The sequence below is a fragment of the Variovorax sp. V116 genome, assembly GCF_041154435.1.
GTDB classification, from domain to species: Bacteria; Pseudomonadota; Gammaproteobacteria; order Burkholderiales; family Burkholderiaceae_C; genus Variovorax; species Variovorax paradoxus.
Genome location: NZ_AP028661.1, coordinates 1,104,438 through 1,117,232, shown reverse-complemented (window position 1 = coordinate 1,117,232; position 12,795 = coordinate 1,104,438). Strand labels below are relative to the sequence as shown.

The window sequence follows — 12,795 nt, the reverse complement described above, 5'->3', positions numbered from 1 at the left end:
CTTCGGACCTGTGTCTTTTGACATTTCGCGGGGCCCGGGAGATTCATACACTTCGCACGCCTTCCGCTTCCGAACGCATGACAGAAAAGCAAGCTCTCCACGAAGTCTTCTATTGCAGCATGCTCACGCCGGACCTGCCGCCGGCCACCGTGGGCTCGATCGTGACCCTGGCCCGCGCACGCAATGCCCAGTACGGCATCACCGGCCTGCTCGTCTTCGACGGCATGCGCTTCTGCCAGCACCTCGAAGGCCCGCATGGGGCGGTGGAGACGCTGATGCGCCGCATCGAACAGGACCGCCGGCACACCGACATCAAGATTTTCCGCCGCGGCCCGCTTGCGTCACGCCGCTACAGCGGCTTTGGCATGGGCCTGGCCGAAAGCGAAGGGCCCGACCTCATGGCCGGCATCCGTGCGCTGGACGGCGAAGCCGCGTTGGCGCACTTCCTGGCCCTGCGCCCCAGCTTCGACATCAACGGCTGAAAAAAGAAAAAGGCGGCCGAAGCCGCCCTTTGCGTCCATGGGAGGTCGAGCAGCGCTCAGGCTTGGTCCCACGAGTAAGTGGCACCGTAGCCGTCCCATGCTTCCATGACGATGCGCTGGCCCGCGGCCACGTTCAGCGATTCGCCCGGGGCCAGCACCAGGTCTTCGCTGGCGCTGGCGGACGTGGCGTCCGGCGTGACCCAGACCCGGCCCTGCTTGACCCGCAGCACGCTGGCCGACCGCGCCTTCAGGCTCATCGCCTCGCCGGGCGCGATCTGCCAGGCGCCGCGGCGCACGGCCGGCGGAACGGCCGAAGCGGTGCGGGTGGAAGACGGCAGGGAAGCAAGCGATTGGGTGGTGCAGACGGCGGTGGACATGATGAAACTCCTTGGGCGTTGCCGAATTGCGATGACAAGACAGAGGCAATAGCGCAGTTCGGGAATGAATGATCGTTTCCATGGCGTTGGCAGTCCAATGAAAACGAGGTAGCCTACTGATTCCGAATCCGCATCAATGCTCCGATGCCGCCCACACCCCCATCCATGCAGCATTCGCAAACCCATCTGCGCTCCCGCCCCATTTCCGCGGGGCACCTGCGCGCCTTCGAGGCGGTGGCGCGCCATCTCAACTTCCGCGCCGCCGCCGAAGAAATGGCGCTCACCCAGTCCGCCGTGAGCCGCCAGATCCAGTCGCTCGAGGAAGAAGTGGGCGTGGCGCTGTTCCTGCGCCACACGCGGGCGGTGGAGCTCACGAGCGCGGGGGCGCAGCTGCTGCTTGCGGTGCAGCAGTCGCTGCCGCGCATCGACACGGCCGTGCGCCAGATCCGCCAGAGCGCGGGGCGCAAGAGCGTGTCGCTCACCACCTTTGCGTCTTTCGCATCGATGTGGCTGATCCCGCGGCTCGAGGCCTTCCAGCGCGACAACCCCGAGATCGACATCCGCATCGACGCCAGCGACGTGGCGGTCGACCTGGAGGTGGCGGACGTCGACATCGCGCTGCGCTACGGCACGCGCGAGGTCATGCCGCCCAACGCCGTGCGCCTGTTCGGCGAAACGCTCACGCCCGTGGCGAGCCCCTGGCTGCTCAAGAGCAGCCCGCCCATCAAGACGCCCGCCGACATCACCGGCTTCACGCTGATCGAGGCCGGCGACGCGCACCGCACGCACCTCGAATGGCTGACCTGGCGGCGCTGGTTCGAGGTCAACGGCCTGGAACGCGCGCAGCCCAGGCGCTGGCTCTATTTCAACTACGCCTACCAGATGGTGCAGGCCGCGCTCACCGGCCAGGGCGTGACGCTGGCGCGCAGCTCGCTCATCGCCGAAAGCCTGGCCAACGGCGACCTGGTGGAGGTGCTGCCGCAGCACCGCATGGATTCGCCGATGGGCTACTGGCTCATTGCCGGGCCGCGCAATGCGCTGCGGCCCGAGATCAAGGCCTTCTGGGACTGGCTGCAGGTGCAGGCCATCACCACGCGCGAGACCATCGGCGAGGTGCCCGATCCGGACACCGTCGACAACATCGACTGAGCCCCTTCAGCTGGTTGGCCAGACCACGCCGTTGTCGTTGAGGATCGCGTCCAGCGGCAAATCGTGCGCCTCGGGCTCGAAGTCTTCGAGGAAACCGTTGGTGAAGCCCAGCCCCACCGTGAACGGGCGCGGCTCCAGCGCCGCCAGCGTGCGGTCGTAGAAGCCGCCGCCGTAGCCCAGCCGGTAGCCGCCGGCGCTGTAGCCCACGCAGGGCACGAACAGCAGCGTGGGCACGATCAGCTCGGTGTCCTTGGGCTTGGGAATGCCGTAGGCGTCTTCTTCCATCTGGCAGCCCGGGTACCAGGCATGGAAGGTCAGCGTCTTGTGGACCTTGTTCATCACCGGCAAGCCGATGCGGCGGCGCTGCGGCTCGTCGATCAGCTCGCCGTCTTCCTTCCAGCGGTGCAGCGCGGGCAGCGGATCGAACTCGCCCTTGATCGGCCAGTAGGCGCCGATCACGGTGTCGGGCCGGCCCACCAGCCAGATCCGCATCACGCGCTGCAGCAGGTCGGCCTTGGCGAGCCGGTCGGGCATCGCCAGGCGCTGCTCGATCAGTGCTTTTCTCACCTGATCCTTGAGAAAACTCGTGGTCGCCGAGGTGTCGGCATCCTTTGACTTGTCCATAATCCCCCGATGCAGTTCCCAAGCATTTTGGCACCCATGCGGCATCGCCCGCGCAATACAGCGTCCGCGCTGGTTTTTTCCGCCGTCCTGGCTGCCGCCGCACTGCTTTCGCAGCAGCCCGCCGCCGCCCAGGCCAACAGCAACGACGACGTCCTGGTCCAGATGAAGCAGGCCTTCCAGCGCGGCGACAAGGGCCGGCTCGCGGCCCTGCTGCCGCAGGCGCGCGGCCATGCGCTCGAACCCTGGGCCGCCTACTGGGAACTCAAGGCCCGCCTGCAGGAAGCCGCGCCGAACGAAGTGCAGGACTTCTTCGCCCGCTACCCCGGCACCTACCAGGAAGACCGGCTGCGCAACGACTGGCTGCTGCTGCTGGGCCAGCGCCGCGACTGGGACGGCTTTTCCGCCGCGCTGGCGGGCTTTCGCATGGGCGACGATCCGCAGGTGCGCTGCTACGCGATCCTGGTCGAGGCCCTGCAATCGGGCAGCGCCACGCAGGCCCAGGCCAACGAGGTGCGCCGCAACTGGTTCGCGCAGAAAGAGGCGGACGACGGCTGCCTCACCGCGGCCGACCGCCTGGTCGCGGCCCGCCTGCTGTCGCCCAACGATGCCTGGACGAAGGCGCGCCTGGCCATGGAGACCAACCGCCCGCAGGCCGCGCGCGGCGCCGTGACCATTGCCGCGCCCGATGCGCTGCCGCTGTTCGAGGAGCTCAACGCCAGCGCGGCCAAGTTCCTGGCCGGCCGCGCCTTCGTGGCCGCCAAGTCGCGCAAGGAGCTGGTGGTGCTGGCGCTCATCAAGATCGCCATGGCCGACCCGGAGCAGGCCGCCACCCAGCTCGACAGCAAATGGGGCCCGATGCTTTCGGCCGAGGAGCGCAACTGGCTCTGGGGCACCATCGGCCGCCAGGCCGCGAGCAAGCTCTCGCCGCTGGCCGGCAGCTACTTTGCCAACGTCACGAAGAACGGCGACCTGACCGACGACATGCTCGGCTGGCGCGTGCGCGCCGCGCTGCGCAACGGCCAATGGAAAGAGGTGGCGCCCGCCATCAACGCCATGAGCGAAACGGCGCAGCTGGAGCCGACCTGGGTCTACTGGAAGGCGCGCGCACTCAGCGCGGCGGGCGGCGACGACCGCCGCGCGCAGGCACGCGAGCTCTACCAGAGCATTGCGGGCACGCGCGGCTTCTACGAGATGCTGGCGCTGGAGGAACTCGGCCAGCGCACCGTGGTGCCCACGCGCCCGGCGCCGCTCACGCCCGAAGAAAAGAACGCCGCGCGCAGCAACATCGCGCTCAACCGCGCGCTCTACGCCATTGCGATCGGCCTGCGCTCCGAGGGCACGCGCGAATGGAACTACGCCACCAACCTGCACGACAAGGGCGGCATGGACGACCGCGCGCTGCTGGCCGCGGCCGACTTCGCCTGCCAGCGCGAGGTCTGGGACCGCTGCATCAACACCAGCGAGCGCACCAAGGGCGTGATCGATGTCGAGCAGCGCTTCCCCATGCCCTTCCACGACACGGTGCTGCGCAAGAGCCAGGACATCGGCCTGGACCCGGCCTACGTCTACGGCCTGATCCGCCAGGAAAGCCGCTTCATCATGGACGCGCGCTCGGGCGTCGGCGCCTCGGGCCTGATGCAGGTCATGCCCGCCACCGCGCGCTGGACCGCACGCAAGATCGGCCTGGCCGGCTTCACGCCCGGGCAGATCAACGACCATGAAACCAACATCACCATCGGCACCAACTACCTGAAGCTCGCGCTCGACGACTTCGACGGCTCCATGGCGCTGGCCGCGGCCGCCTACAACGCCGGCCCGGGACGGCCGCGCAGCTGGCGCAACGGCCCGGTGATGGAAGCCGCGATCTGGGCCGAGAACGTGCCCTTCGGCGAAACGCGCGACTACGTGAAGAAGGTGCTGGCCAACACCACCAACTACGCCGCGCTGATCAGCGGGCGGCCGCAGTCGCTGAAGGAGCGCCTGGGCCGCGTGGGCCCGCGCGACGCGGCAGAACCCGAACCCAACAAGGATCTCCCCTGACATGAGCTGGGGCGGCCAGGTGCTCGACACCGTAGCGGCCGAATTCTCGGACGTGGGCGACGCCGCGCAGCTCACGCGCATCGTCGTTCGGCTGATGCTCGCGGCCGTGATCGGGTTCATGCTCGGCTTCGAGCGCGAGCAGCAGGGCAAGGCGGCGGGCGTGCGCACCCACATGCTGGTGGCCATCGGCTCGGCGCTGTTCGTGCTGATTCCGCAGCAGACGGGCATCGAGCCGGCCGACATGAGCCGGGTGATCCAGGGCCTGGTGGCGGGCGTGGGCTTTCTCTGCGCCGGCACCATCCTCAAGCGCGGCAAGGACGAGCACCATGTGCAGGGCCTCACCACCGCCGCCGGGCTGTGGATGACGGCCGCCATCGGCATGGCCTGCGGCCTCGGCCGCGAAGTCACCGCCATCCTGAGCGCATTGCTGGCGCTGGCCGTGCTCGCGCTGGTGCCGCGGCTGGTGGACCTGGTCGAGCGCATGGTCGGGCCGCCGCACGGCGAAGAAAAAGACCAGGCCGGCGCGGCGCCGCGCGTGATCGCCTCGCCTGAAGACGAGCAGCCGCGGTAGCGCATCAATCCGGCCGCATTTCGGCATCAATTGGCGGATGCGGCCCGGCTAGCATCGAAGGTTTTTCTCTCTCATCCCAACCGCAGGATCGCACCATGCGCAAGCTCTACATCGGCAACAAGAACTACTCGTCCTGGTCCATGCGGCCCTGGGTGCTCATGAAGCAGGCCGACATTCCTTTCGAAGAGGTGAAGGTCCGCTTCGATTCCTTCGCGCCCGACTCGCACTTCAAGAAGACCATGGGCGCGATCAACCCGGTGGCCGAGGTGCCGGCGCTGGTGGACGGCGACCTGGTGGTGTGGGACACGCTCGCCATTGCCGAATACCTGGCCGAGACCTTTCCCGAGAAGCAGCTGTGGCCCCGTGCCGCGGCCGAGCGGGCCCGCGCGCGCAGCATCTGCGCCGAGATGCATGCGGGCTTCGGCAAGCTGCGCAGCCTCTGCCCCATGAACATCGAGGCCTCGCTCGCCGAGGTCGGCGCACGGCTCCTGAAGGACAACCCCGCCCTGCAGGCCGACCTCGACCGCATCGTGCAGATGTGGAGCGGTCTGCTCGAGGCCCACGGCGGCCCGCTGCTGTTCGGCGGCTTCAGCATTGCCGACAGCTACTTCGCGCCGGTGGGCACGCGCATCAAGACCTACGGCCTGCCGGTGCCGCCGGCCATCAGCGCCTACATCGAGCGCGTGCAGGCGCTGCCCGGCGTCAAGGCATGGATCGACGATGCCTTGGCCGAGAAGGACTTCGTGGCGTTCAACGAGCCCTACCGCACGGCGCGCTGAGGCTCCTCGAATCCTGCCGCCTCAGAAGCGGTAGGTCGCAGAGAGGTAGGTCACGATCGGGTTCAGCTTGAGCCTGGCCTCGCTGGTGGCGATCGGCAGCCCGGTGATCGTGGTGGTCGTGAGCTTGGCCTTGGTCTTCAGCGGAATGTAGGAGACCGAGAACGACACGCCCCAGTGCTTGTCGATCTGGTAGGCCACGCCGGCGTTGAGCACGGGCGCGAACGAGCTGTCGAGCTTGGCGGTGGTCGAGGTGGAGAGCGGCCGCTGGCGCAGCTGGCTGCCCAGCGCGCCCTGCAGCCCCGGCGTCAGCTCGATGTCGCTGTACCAGACATAGGTCGCGCCCAGGCCCACGAACGGGCGGAGGGCCGCGTTGCCCTCGTTGAAGTAGTACTTGCCAAGAATGGTGGGGCTCCACTGGCGCGCTTGGCCCAGCTCGCCCACGCGGCCCAGCGTGCCGGTGCCGTTGAGCTTGAACTTCGGCGGAATGCCGAACACGCCCTCGACAGCCCAGTGGCTGTCGACGAAATAGACCGCGCTCAAGCCCAGCGTGTCCGAATCGCTGATCGATGCGCCCGACCCCGCCAGCACGCTGCGCACCGGCGCCGTCAGCGTGAGCGGCTTGCTCGAGTCCTGCGGCGCAAAATGAAGCCAACCCGCGCCGACCACCCAGTCTCCAGCGTTCTGCGCCCACGCGCTTCCGGACGCCAGCGCGCCCACTGCGGTCAGCGCAAGCATTGTTTTCTTCATGACGTGATTACTCCTTTTGGTTTAAAAATCTGCAGCGCGCGGCCTCCACTGCGACAGCGGCTACCTTTCGGGCAAATCGGCGAACGATCCTGCGATTCGCCTGAAAATTATCGAACGGTCGTTCTATTTTTTCCAACTGGAGTAATCCCTACACTGGGCGCATGAAAACCTATCTCGTCGGCGGCGCGCTGCGCGACCGGCTGCTGGGGCGGCCGGTGTCGGACCACGACTGGCTGGTGGTGGGCGCCACGCCCGAGGAAATGGCGGCGCGCGGCTACCTGCCCGTGGGGCGCGACTTTCCGGTGTTCCTGCATCCGCAGACCCGCGAGGAATACGCGCTGGCCCGCACCGAGCGCAAGAGCGCGCCCGGCTATCGCGGCTTCACCGTGCACGCCTCGCCCGACGTCACGCTCGAGCAGGACCTGGCGCGGCGCGACCTCACGGTCAACGCGATCGCGCTGCCTGCCGAATTCGTGGGCACCGACGGCCGCTTCGAGCCCGACGCCGGCAAGCTCGCCGACCCCTTCCATGGCCGGCGCGACCTCGAGCAAAAGCTGCTGCGGCACGTCACGGACGCCTTTCGCGAAGACCCGGTGCGCATCCTGCGGGTGGCGCGCTTTGCGGCCCGCTTCGACGATTTCTCGGTGGCGCCCGAGACCATGGCGCTGATGCGCGAGATGGTCCAAGCCGGCGAAGCCGATGCGCTGGTGCCCGAGCGCGTCTGGCAGGAGCTCTCGCGCGGGCTGATGGAAACCCGCCCGTCGCGCATGTTCGAGGTGCTGCGTGCCTGCGGCGCGCTGGCGGTGCTGCTGCCGGAGGTCGACCGGCTCTGGGGCGTGCCGCAGCCCGAGGCCCACCACCCCGAAGTCGACTGCGGCGTGCACCTGATGATGGTCATCGACACCAGCGCCAGGCTCGAGGCCTCGCTGCCGGTGCGCTTCGCCTGCCTGATGCATGACCTCGGCAAGGGCACGACCGAGCCTGGGCTGCTGCCGCGCCACATCGGCCACGAGAAGCGCAGCGCCGAACTGCTGCACGCGGTGTGCGACCGCTGGCGCGTGCCGGTCGAGATCCGCGAGCTCGCCGAGGTGGTGGCGCGCGAACACGGCAACATCCACCGCAGCGGCGAACTCGCGGCCGCGGCGCTGGTGCGCCTGCTGGAGCGCTGCGATGCGTTTCGCAAGCCGGCGCGCTTTGCCGACGTGCTGCTGGCCTGCGAATGCGATGCGCGCGGCCGGCTCGGCTTCGAGGACCGGCCCTATCCGCAGCGCGAGCGGCTGCTTGCCGTGCTCGCCACCGCCGCGGGCGTGCCCACCGAGGCCGTGGCGCGCGCGGCGCAGCAATCCGGCGCCGCCGGGCCGCAGATCGGCGAGGCGATCCACCGCGCACGCGTGGAGGCGGTGGCCGCCTTGCCGGGCTGAAGCTCCGCCGCCGCATACGTCCGACTTTGGCCGACACGGGAATGGCCGGGTCCGTGCTATGGTTTTCACCAATGCCAATGTCCTCCCAGTCGCCGCCTCCGTTGGGCCGAGATACCGCCCTCTTTCTCGACTTCGACGGCACGCTGGTCGCGCTCGCACCCACCCCCGAGGCGATCGAGATTCCTCCCGCCCTGGCGGGCCTGCTCGAAGACCTGCGCGACCAGCTCGGCGGCGCGCTGGCCGTGGTGTCGGGCCGCCAGATCGATGCCATCGACCGCTTCCTCGCGCCGCTGCGCCTGCCCGCCGCGGGCGAGCACGGCGTGCAGCGGCGCGACGCGCAGGGCCGCATGCAGGAGCAGCACGCGCCCGATCTCGCGCCCATCCTGGACATCGCCAACGAGCTGGCCCGCGTGCATGAAGGCCTGCTGGTCGAGCGCAAGCACGCAGCCATTGCGCTGCACTACCGGCTCGCACCGCAGCTGGAGGCCGTGTGCCGCGACGCCATGTCGCGCGCCATTGCGGGCCGGCCGCTGCTCGAGCTGCTGCACGGCAAGTTCGTGTTCGAGGTCAAGCCCACCGGGGTCAACAAGGGCATCGCCATCGAGGCCTTCATGACGGAGGCGCCGTTCGCCGGGCGCCTGCCGGTCTTTGCCGGCGACGACACCACCGACGAGAGCGGCTTCGCGGTGGTGCAGCCGCGCGGCGGCGTTGGCATCAAGGTCGGCTCGGGCCCGAGCCTGGCGCTGCACCGGCTCGAATCGCCGCGCGCGGTGTTCGAATGGCTGGTGCAGCTGCGCGACCAGCTGGCCGCGCCGGCCCACAAGAAAAACGAATCCCCGAGGAGCGATGGATGAGCGAGCTGCAATTGTCGAAAGCACCCGAGGACCGCGCGGGCCTGTCCATTTCCGGGGCAGCCGGGCCCGCCGACCAGGCGCCGGTCGACCCGCGCGTTGCGGCTTCCGGTGCGCCGCGCGGCTTCGGGCCGCCGGCCGAACCCTCGCTCAACGTGGGCGTGATCGGCAACTGCGCCTACAGCGCGCTCATCGATGCACGCGGGCGCGCCGTGTGGTGCTGCCTGCCGCGCTTCGACGGCGACCCGGTCTTCAACGCGCTGCTGCACCCGGGCGAGGAGGCCGGCGCCTGGGCCATCGAGATCGAGGACTTCGCCTCGAGCAAGCAGTGGTACGAACCCAATACCGCGGTGCTGCGCACGCAGCTGTTCGACAGCGCCGGCCAGGGCATCGAGATCACCGACTTCGCGCCGCGCTTCTACAGCCGCTCGCGCTACTTCCGGCCGCTGATGATGGTGCGCCGCGTGCGGCCGATTGCCGGCGCGCCGCGCATCCGCGTGGCGCTCGATCCGCGCTTCCAGTGGGGCGCCTCGGGGCCGCTGGAGGTCACGCGCGGCAGCAACCACATCCGCTACGTGGGGCCCGACGTGACACTGCGGCTCAACACCGACGCATCGATCTCGCACATCCTTTCGCGCCAGCCCTTCGTGATCTCGCGCGAATACAACTTCATGTTCGGCGTCGACGAAACCCTGCTCGACGGCATTGCCGACACCGCGCGCAGCTTCGAGCAGGAGACCATTTCCTACTGGCGCACCTGGAGCAAGCGGCTCGCGATTCCGTTCGAATACCAGGACGCGGTGATCCGCGCGGCCATCACGCTCAAGCTCTCGCTCTACGAGGACACCGGCGCCATCGTCGCCGCCATGACCACCAGCATTCCCGAGGCGCCGGGCAGCCAGCGCAACTGGGACTACCGCTACTGCTGGCTGCGCGATGCCTTCTTCGTGGTGCGCGCGCTCAATTCGCTGAGCGAGGTGGGCACCATGGAAGACTACCTGCGCTGGCTCGGCAACGTGGTGATCGGCTCGCACGGCGAGCACATCCAGCCGCTGTACGGCATCGGTCTGGAGCGCGAGCTGCCCGAGTCGATGGTCGAGAACCTCGCGGGCTACCGCGGCATGGGGCCGGTGCGCGTGGGCAACCAGGCGCAGGAGCACTTCCAGCACGACGTCTACGGCAACATCGTGCTCGGTGCGGCGCAGGCCTTCCACGACCACCGGCTGCTCGCGCGCGCGGGCCGGGCCGAGTTTCCGCACCTCGAGGCCGTGGGCGAGCAGGCGATCCGCGTCTACGGCACGCCCGATGCGGGCATGTGGGAGCTGCGCACCCGCGCCCGCGTGCACACCAGCTCCGCGCTCATGAGCTGGGCCGCCTGCGACCGGCTCGCCAAGATCGCGCGCGCGCTGGCGCTGCCCGAACGCGCCGCCTACTGGCACGGCCACGCCGCGCGCATGAAAGAAGAAATCCTCGCCAAGTCGTGGTGCGAGGAGCGCCAGGCCTTTGCGGAAAGCTTCGGCGGCCATGAATTGGACGCCAGCATCCTGCTGATGGTGGAGGTGGGGCTGATCGACGCGCGCGACCCGCGCTTCATCTCCACCGTCGACGCCATGGAAAAGTCGCTCTGCGACGGCCCGTACATGCGCCGCTACGAGGCGGCCGACGACTTCGGCAAGCCCGAGACCGCCTTCAACATCTGCACCTTCTGGCGCATCGACGCGCTCGCCAAGATCGGCCGCAAGGCCGAGGCGCGCCAGATCTTCGAGACCATGCTGGCAGCGCGCAACCCGCTCGGCCTGCTGTCGGAAGACACGCACCCGGTCACGGGCGAGATGTGGGGCAACTTTCCGCAGACCTACTCGATGGTCGGCATCATCAATGCGGCCGTGCGGCTGTCGGCGCCGTGGGACTCGTGCATATGAGCGCCGCGCCGGGCCGCCCCAAGCAAGCTCGCCCCCGCTTGGCGGGGAGGCGCGCAGCGCCAGGGGTGCACCAATGAGTCGCCTCGTTGTCGTCTCCAACCGCGTGGCCGACCCGCGCAAGCCTGCCGCGGGCGGCCTGGCCGTAGCGCTCGGCGAGAGCTTGCAGCAAAGCGGCGGCATGTGGTTCGGCTGGAGCGGCCAGATCGTCGAGAACGGCCCCACGGGCGAAGGCGAGCTGCACATGCTGCAGGCCGGCAAGGTCACGCTGGCCACCATCGACCTCGGCCGCGAGGACCACGACAGCTACTACCTGGGCTACAGCAACGACGTGCTGTGGCCGGTGTTCCACAACCGCCTCGACCTCGCCCACTTCGAAGCCGGCTTCATCGGCGGCTACCGGCGCGTGAACCAGCTGTTCGCGCGCAAGCTCAAGCCGCTGCTGAAGGATGACGACATCATCTGGATCCACGACTACCACCTGATGCCGCTCGCGGCCGAGCTGCGCGGCATGGGCTGCAGGCAGCGCATCGGCTTCTTCCTGCACATTCCGCTGCCGCCGCAGATCATCATCGCGGCGGTTCCGCAGCACGAGTGGCTCATGCGCTCGCTGTTCGCCTACGACCTGATCGGCTTCCAGGCGCAGCAGGACGTGCAGCATTTCGAGCACTACGTGCGCAACGAGGCGCACGGCGAATACCTGGGCGACGAGATGTACCGCGCCTACGGCCAGACGGTGCGCTGCAGCGCCTTCCCGATCGGCATCGACGTCGACGAATTCGCGGCGCTCACGCACGCGAAGGAATCGCGCGACATGTTCGAGACCATGAAGCGCGAATATTCGCAGCGCCGGCTGCTCTTGGGCATCGACCGGCTCGACTATTCCAAGGGCATTCCCCAGCGCGTGCGCGCCTTCCGCGAGCTGCTTGCCAACTACCCCGAGAACCGCCGCAGCGCCACGCTGATCCAGATCGCCTCGCCCACGCGCGAGACGGTCGATGCCTATGGCGACATCCGGCGCGAGCTCGAAGCGTTGTGCGGTGCCATCAACGGCGACTACGGCGAGCTCGACTGGATGCCGGTGCGCTACATCCACCGCATGGTGGCGCGCAAGCGCGTGCCGGGGCTGTGCCGCGCGGCAGCGGTCGGGCTGGTGACGCCGCTGCGCGACGGCATGAACCTGGTCGCCAAGGAGTACATCGCGGCGCAGGACCCGGCCGACCCGGGCGTGCTGGTGCTGTCGCGCTTTGCCGGCGCGGCCGAGCAGCTGAAGGAAGCACTGCTGGTGAACCCCTACGACACGCACGGCACGGCCGAAACGGTGCAGCAGGCGCTGCAGATGCCGCTCGAGGAGCGGCGCGAGCGGCACCAGAAGCTGCTGTCGCGCATCCGCGAGCAGGACATCCACTGGTGGCGGCGCAGCTTCCTCGAGGCGCTGCGCCACGCCGCAAGCCAGCGCTAGGAAGCCGCCCGCTCAGCTTCCGGTCAGAAGCCGCACCAGCCGCATCACCGGCCGGGGCTCCGCGGGCCGAACCGCCGCTGCCTGCTGCCGTGCCTGCGCATGCACGCGCAGCCGCACCGGCGCCAGCGCCGACAGCTCGATCCAGCCACCGCGTTCCAGCCGGTGCACGTCGCCCTCGTTCAGCATGGTCTTCGCGGTGAACACGGTGTCGCCGAACCATGAGGGCGGCGACACGAGCAGCGCGCGGCCCTCCAGCATCTCGAGCCAGGTGGCGGGGTCGAGCGCCGCGCGCAAGGCCTCGCCCGGTTGCAGGACGACGGTATCGGGCAGTCGGTCGAGGGTGGTGGGGGACATGGCGTGCCTTCTGGAGTGG

General features: G+C 68.9%; 13 protein-coding genes. 9 read left to right on the top strand and 4 right to left on the bottom strand.

Annotated features, from left to right (window positions below; translation table 11 throughout):
- Nucleotides 1–77: 77 nt before the first annotated feature.
- Nucleotides 78–482: a BLUF domain-containing protein gene (locus ACAM58_RS05140; protein ID WP_012746145.1), complete on the top strand. Its 405-nt coding sequence runs from the start codon at nucleotides 78–80 to the stop codon at nucleotides 480–482.
- A gap of 56 nt (nucleotides 483–538) precedes the next feature.
- Here ACAM58_RS05140 and ACAM58_RS05135 read toward each other — a convergent pair whose 3' ends face one another.
- The gene (locus ACAM58_RS05135; protein WP_012746144.1) at nucleotides 539–859 is read right to left on the bottom strand and encodes a DUF2917 domain-containing protein; all 321 of its coding nucleotides are present in this window, start codon (nucleotides 857–859) and stop codon (nucleotides 539–541) included.
- Nucleotides 860–1,024: 165 nt separating this feature from the next.
- Here ACAM58_RS05135 and ACAM58_RS05130 point away from each other — a divergent pair, with 165 nt between their 5' ends.
- The gene (locus tag ACAM58_RS05130) at nucleotides 1,025–2,008 is read left to right on the top strand and encodes a LysR substrate-binding domain-containing protein (protein WP_012746143.1); all 984 of its coding nucleotides are present in this window, start codon (nucleotides 1,025–1,027) and stop codon (nucleotides 2,006–2,008) included.
- A gap of 6 nt (nucleotides 2,009–2,014) precedes the next feature.
- On the opposite strand, the gene ACAM58_RS05125 is transcribed toward ACAM58_RS05130, so the two are convergent.
- Entirely contained in the window at nucleotides 2,015–2,632 is a 618-nt protein-coding gene (locus tag ACAM58_RS05125) for a 5-formyltetrahydrofolate cyclo-ligase (RefSeq protein ID WP_012746142.1), read from the bottom strand.
- A 36-nt stretch (nucleotides 2,633–2,668) separates the two neighbouring features.
- Between ACAM58_RS05125 and ACAM58_RS05120 the strand changes: the two genes are divergently transcribed.
- The 3 genes from ACAM58_RS05120 (at nucleotide 2,669) to ACAM58_RS05110 (ending at nucleotide 6,022) form a co-directional block, all read left to right on the top strand.
- Nucleotides 2,669–4,672, top strand: coding sequence for a lytic transglycosylase domain-containing protein (locus ACAM58_RS05120; RefSeq protein ID WP_167313221.1), 2,004 nt, complete (start codon nucleotides 2,669–2,671; stop codon nucleotides 4,670–4,672).
- A 1-nt stretch (nucleotide 4,673) separates the two neighbouring features.
- Nucleotides 4,674–5,243 carry an MgtC/SapB family protein gene (locus ACAM58_RS05115; protein WP_012746140.1) on the top strand — a complete coding sequence of 190 codons (570 nt, stop codon included), beginning with the start codon at nucleotides 4,674–4,676 and terminating at the stop codon, nucleotides 5,241–5,243.
- Between the two features lie 95 nt (nucleotides 5,244–5,338).
- The gene (locus tag ACAM58_RS05110; protein ID WP_012746139.1) at nucleotides 5,339–6,022 is read left to right on the top strand and encodes a glutathione S-transferase family protein; all 684 of its coding nucleotides are present in this window, start codon (nucleotides 5,339–5,341) and stop codon (nucleotides 6,020–6,022) included.
- 21 nt (nucleotides 6,023–6,043) lie between these two features.
- On the opposite strand, the gene ACAM58_RS05105 is transcribed toward ACAM58_RS05110, so the two are convergent.
- Nucleotides 6,044–6,769 (bottom strand): OmpW family protein, encoded by a 726-nt coding sequence (locus ACAM58_RS05105; RefSeq protein ID WP_012746138.1) that lies wholly within the window; start codon nucleotides 6,767–6,769, stop codon nucleotides 6,044–6,046.
- 161 nt (nucleotides 6,770–6,930) lie between these two features.
- On the opposite strand from ACAM58_RS05105, the gene ACAM58_RS05100 reads away from it, so the two are divergent.
- From ACAM58_RS05100 to otsA, 4 genes are all read left to right on the top strand, one after another.
- On the top strand, nucleotides 6,931–8,190 hold the full coding sequence (locus ACAM58_RS05100) for a multifunctional CCA addition/repair protein (RefSeq protein ID WP_018903610.1): 1,260 nt from the start codon (nucleotides 6,931–6,933) through the stop codon (nucleotides 8,188–8,190).
- 71 nt (nucleotides 8,191–8,261) lie between these two features.
- Nucleotides 8,262–9,044, top strand: coding sequence for a trehalose-phosphatase (gene otsB / locus ACAM58_RS05095; protein WP_230537738.1), 783 nt, complete (start codon nucleotides 8,262–8,264; stop codon nucleotides 9,042–9,044).
- Nucleotides 9,041–10,963, top strand: coding sequence for a glycoside hydrolase family 15 protein (locus tag ACAM58_RS05090; RefSeq protein ID WP_307593759.1), 1,923 nt, complete (start codon nucleotides 9,041–9,043; stop codon nucleotides 10,961–10,963). Before otsB ends, ACAM58_RS05090 begins: the two co-directional genes overlap by 4 nt.
- Nucleotides 10,964–11,036: 73 nt before the next feature.
- Complete coding sequence (gene otsA / locus ACAM58_RS05085) at nucleotides 11,037–12,422, top strand: alpha,alpha-trehalose-phosphate synthase (UDP-forming) (protein WP_018903612.1); 1,386 nt, start codon at nucleotides 11,037–11,039, stop codon at nucleotides 12,420–12,422.
- A gap of 12 nt (nucleotides 12,423–12,434) precedes the next feature.
- Here the strand turns inward: otsA and ACAM58_RS05080 are convergent, their stop codons facing one another.
- Complete coding sequence (locus ACAM58_RS05080; protein ID WP_369664225.1) at nucleotides 12,435–12,776, bottom strand: hypothetical protein; 342 nt, start codon at nucleotides 12,774–12,776, stop codon at nucleotides 12,435–12,437.
- Between the last annotated feature and the right edge of the window lie 19 nt (nucleotides 12,777–12,795).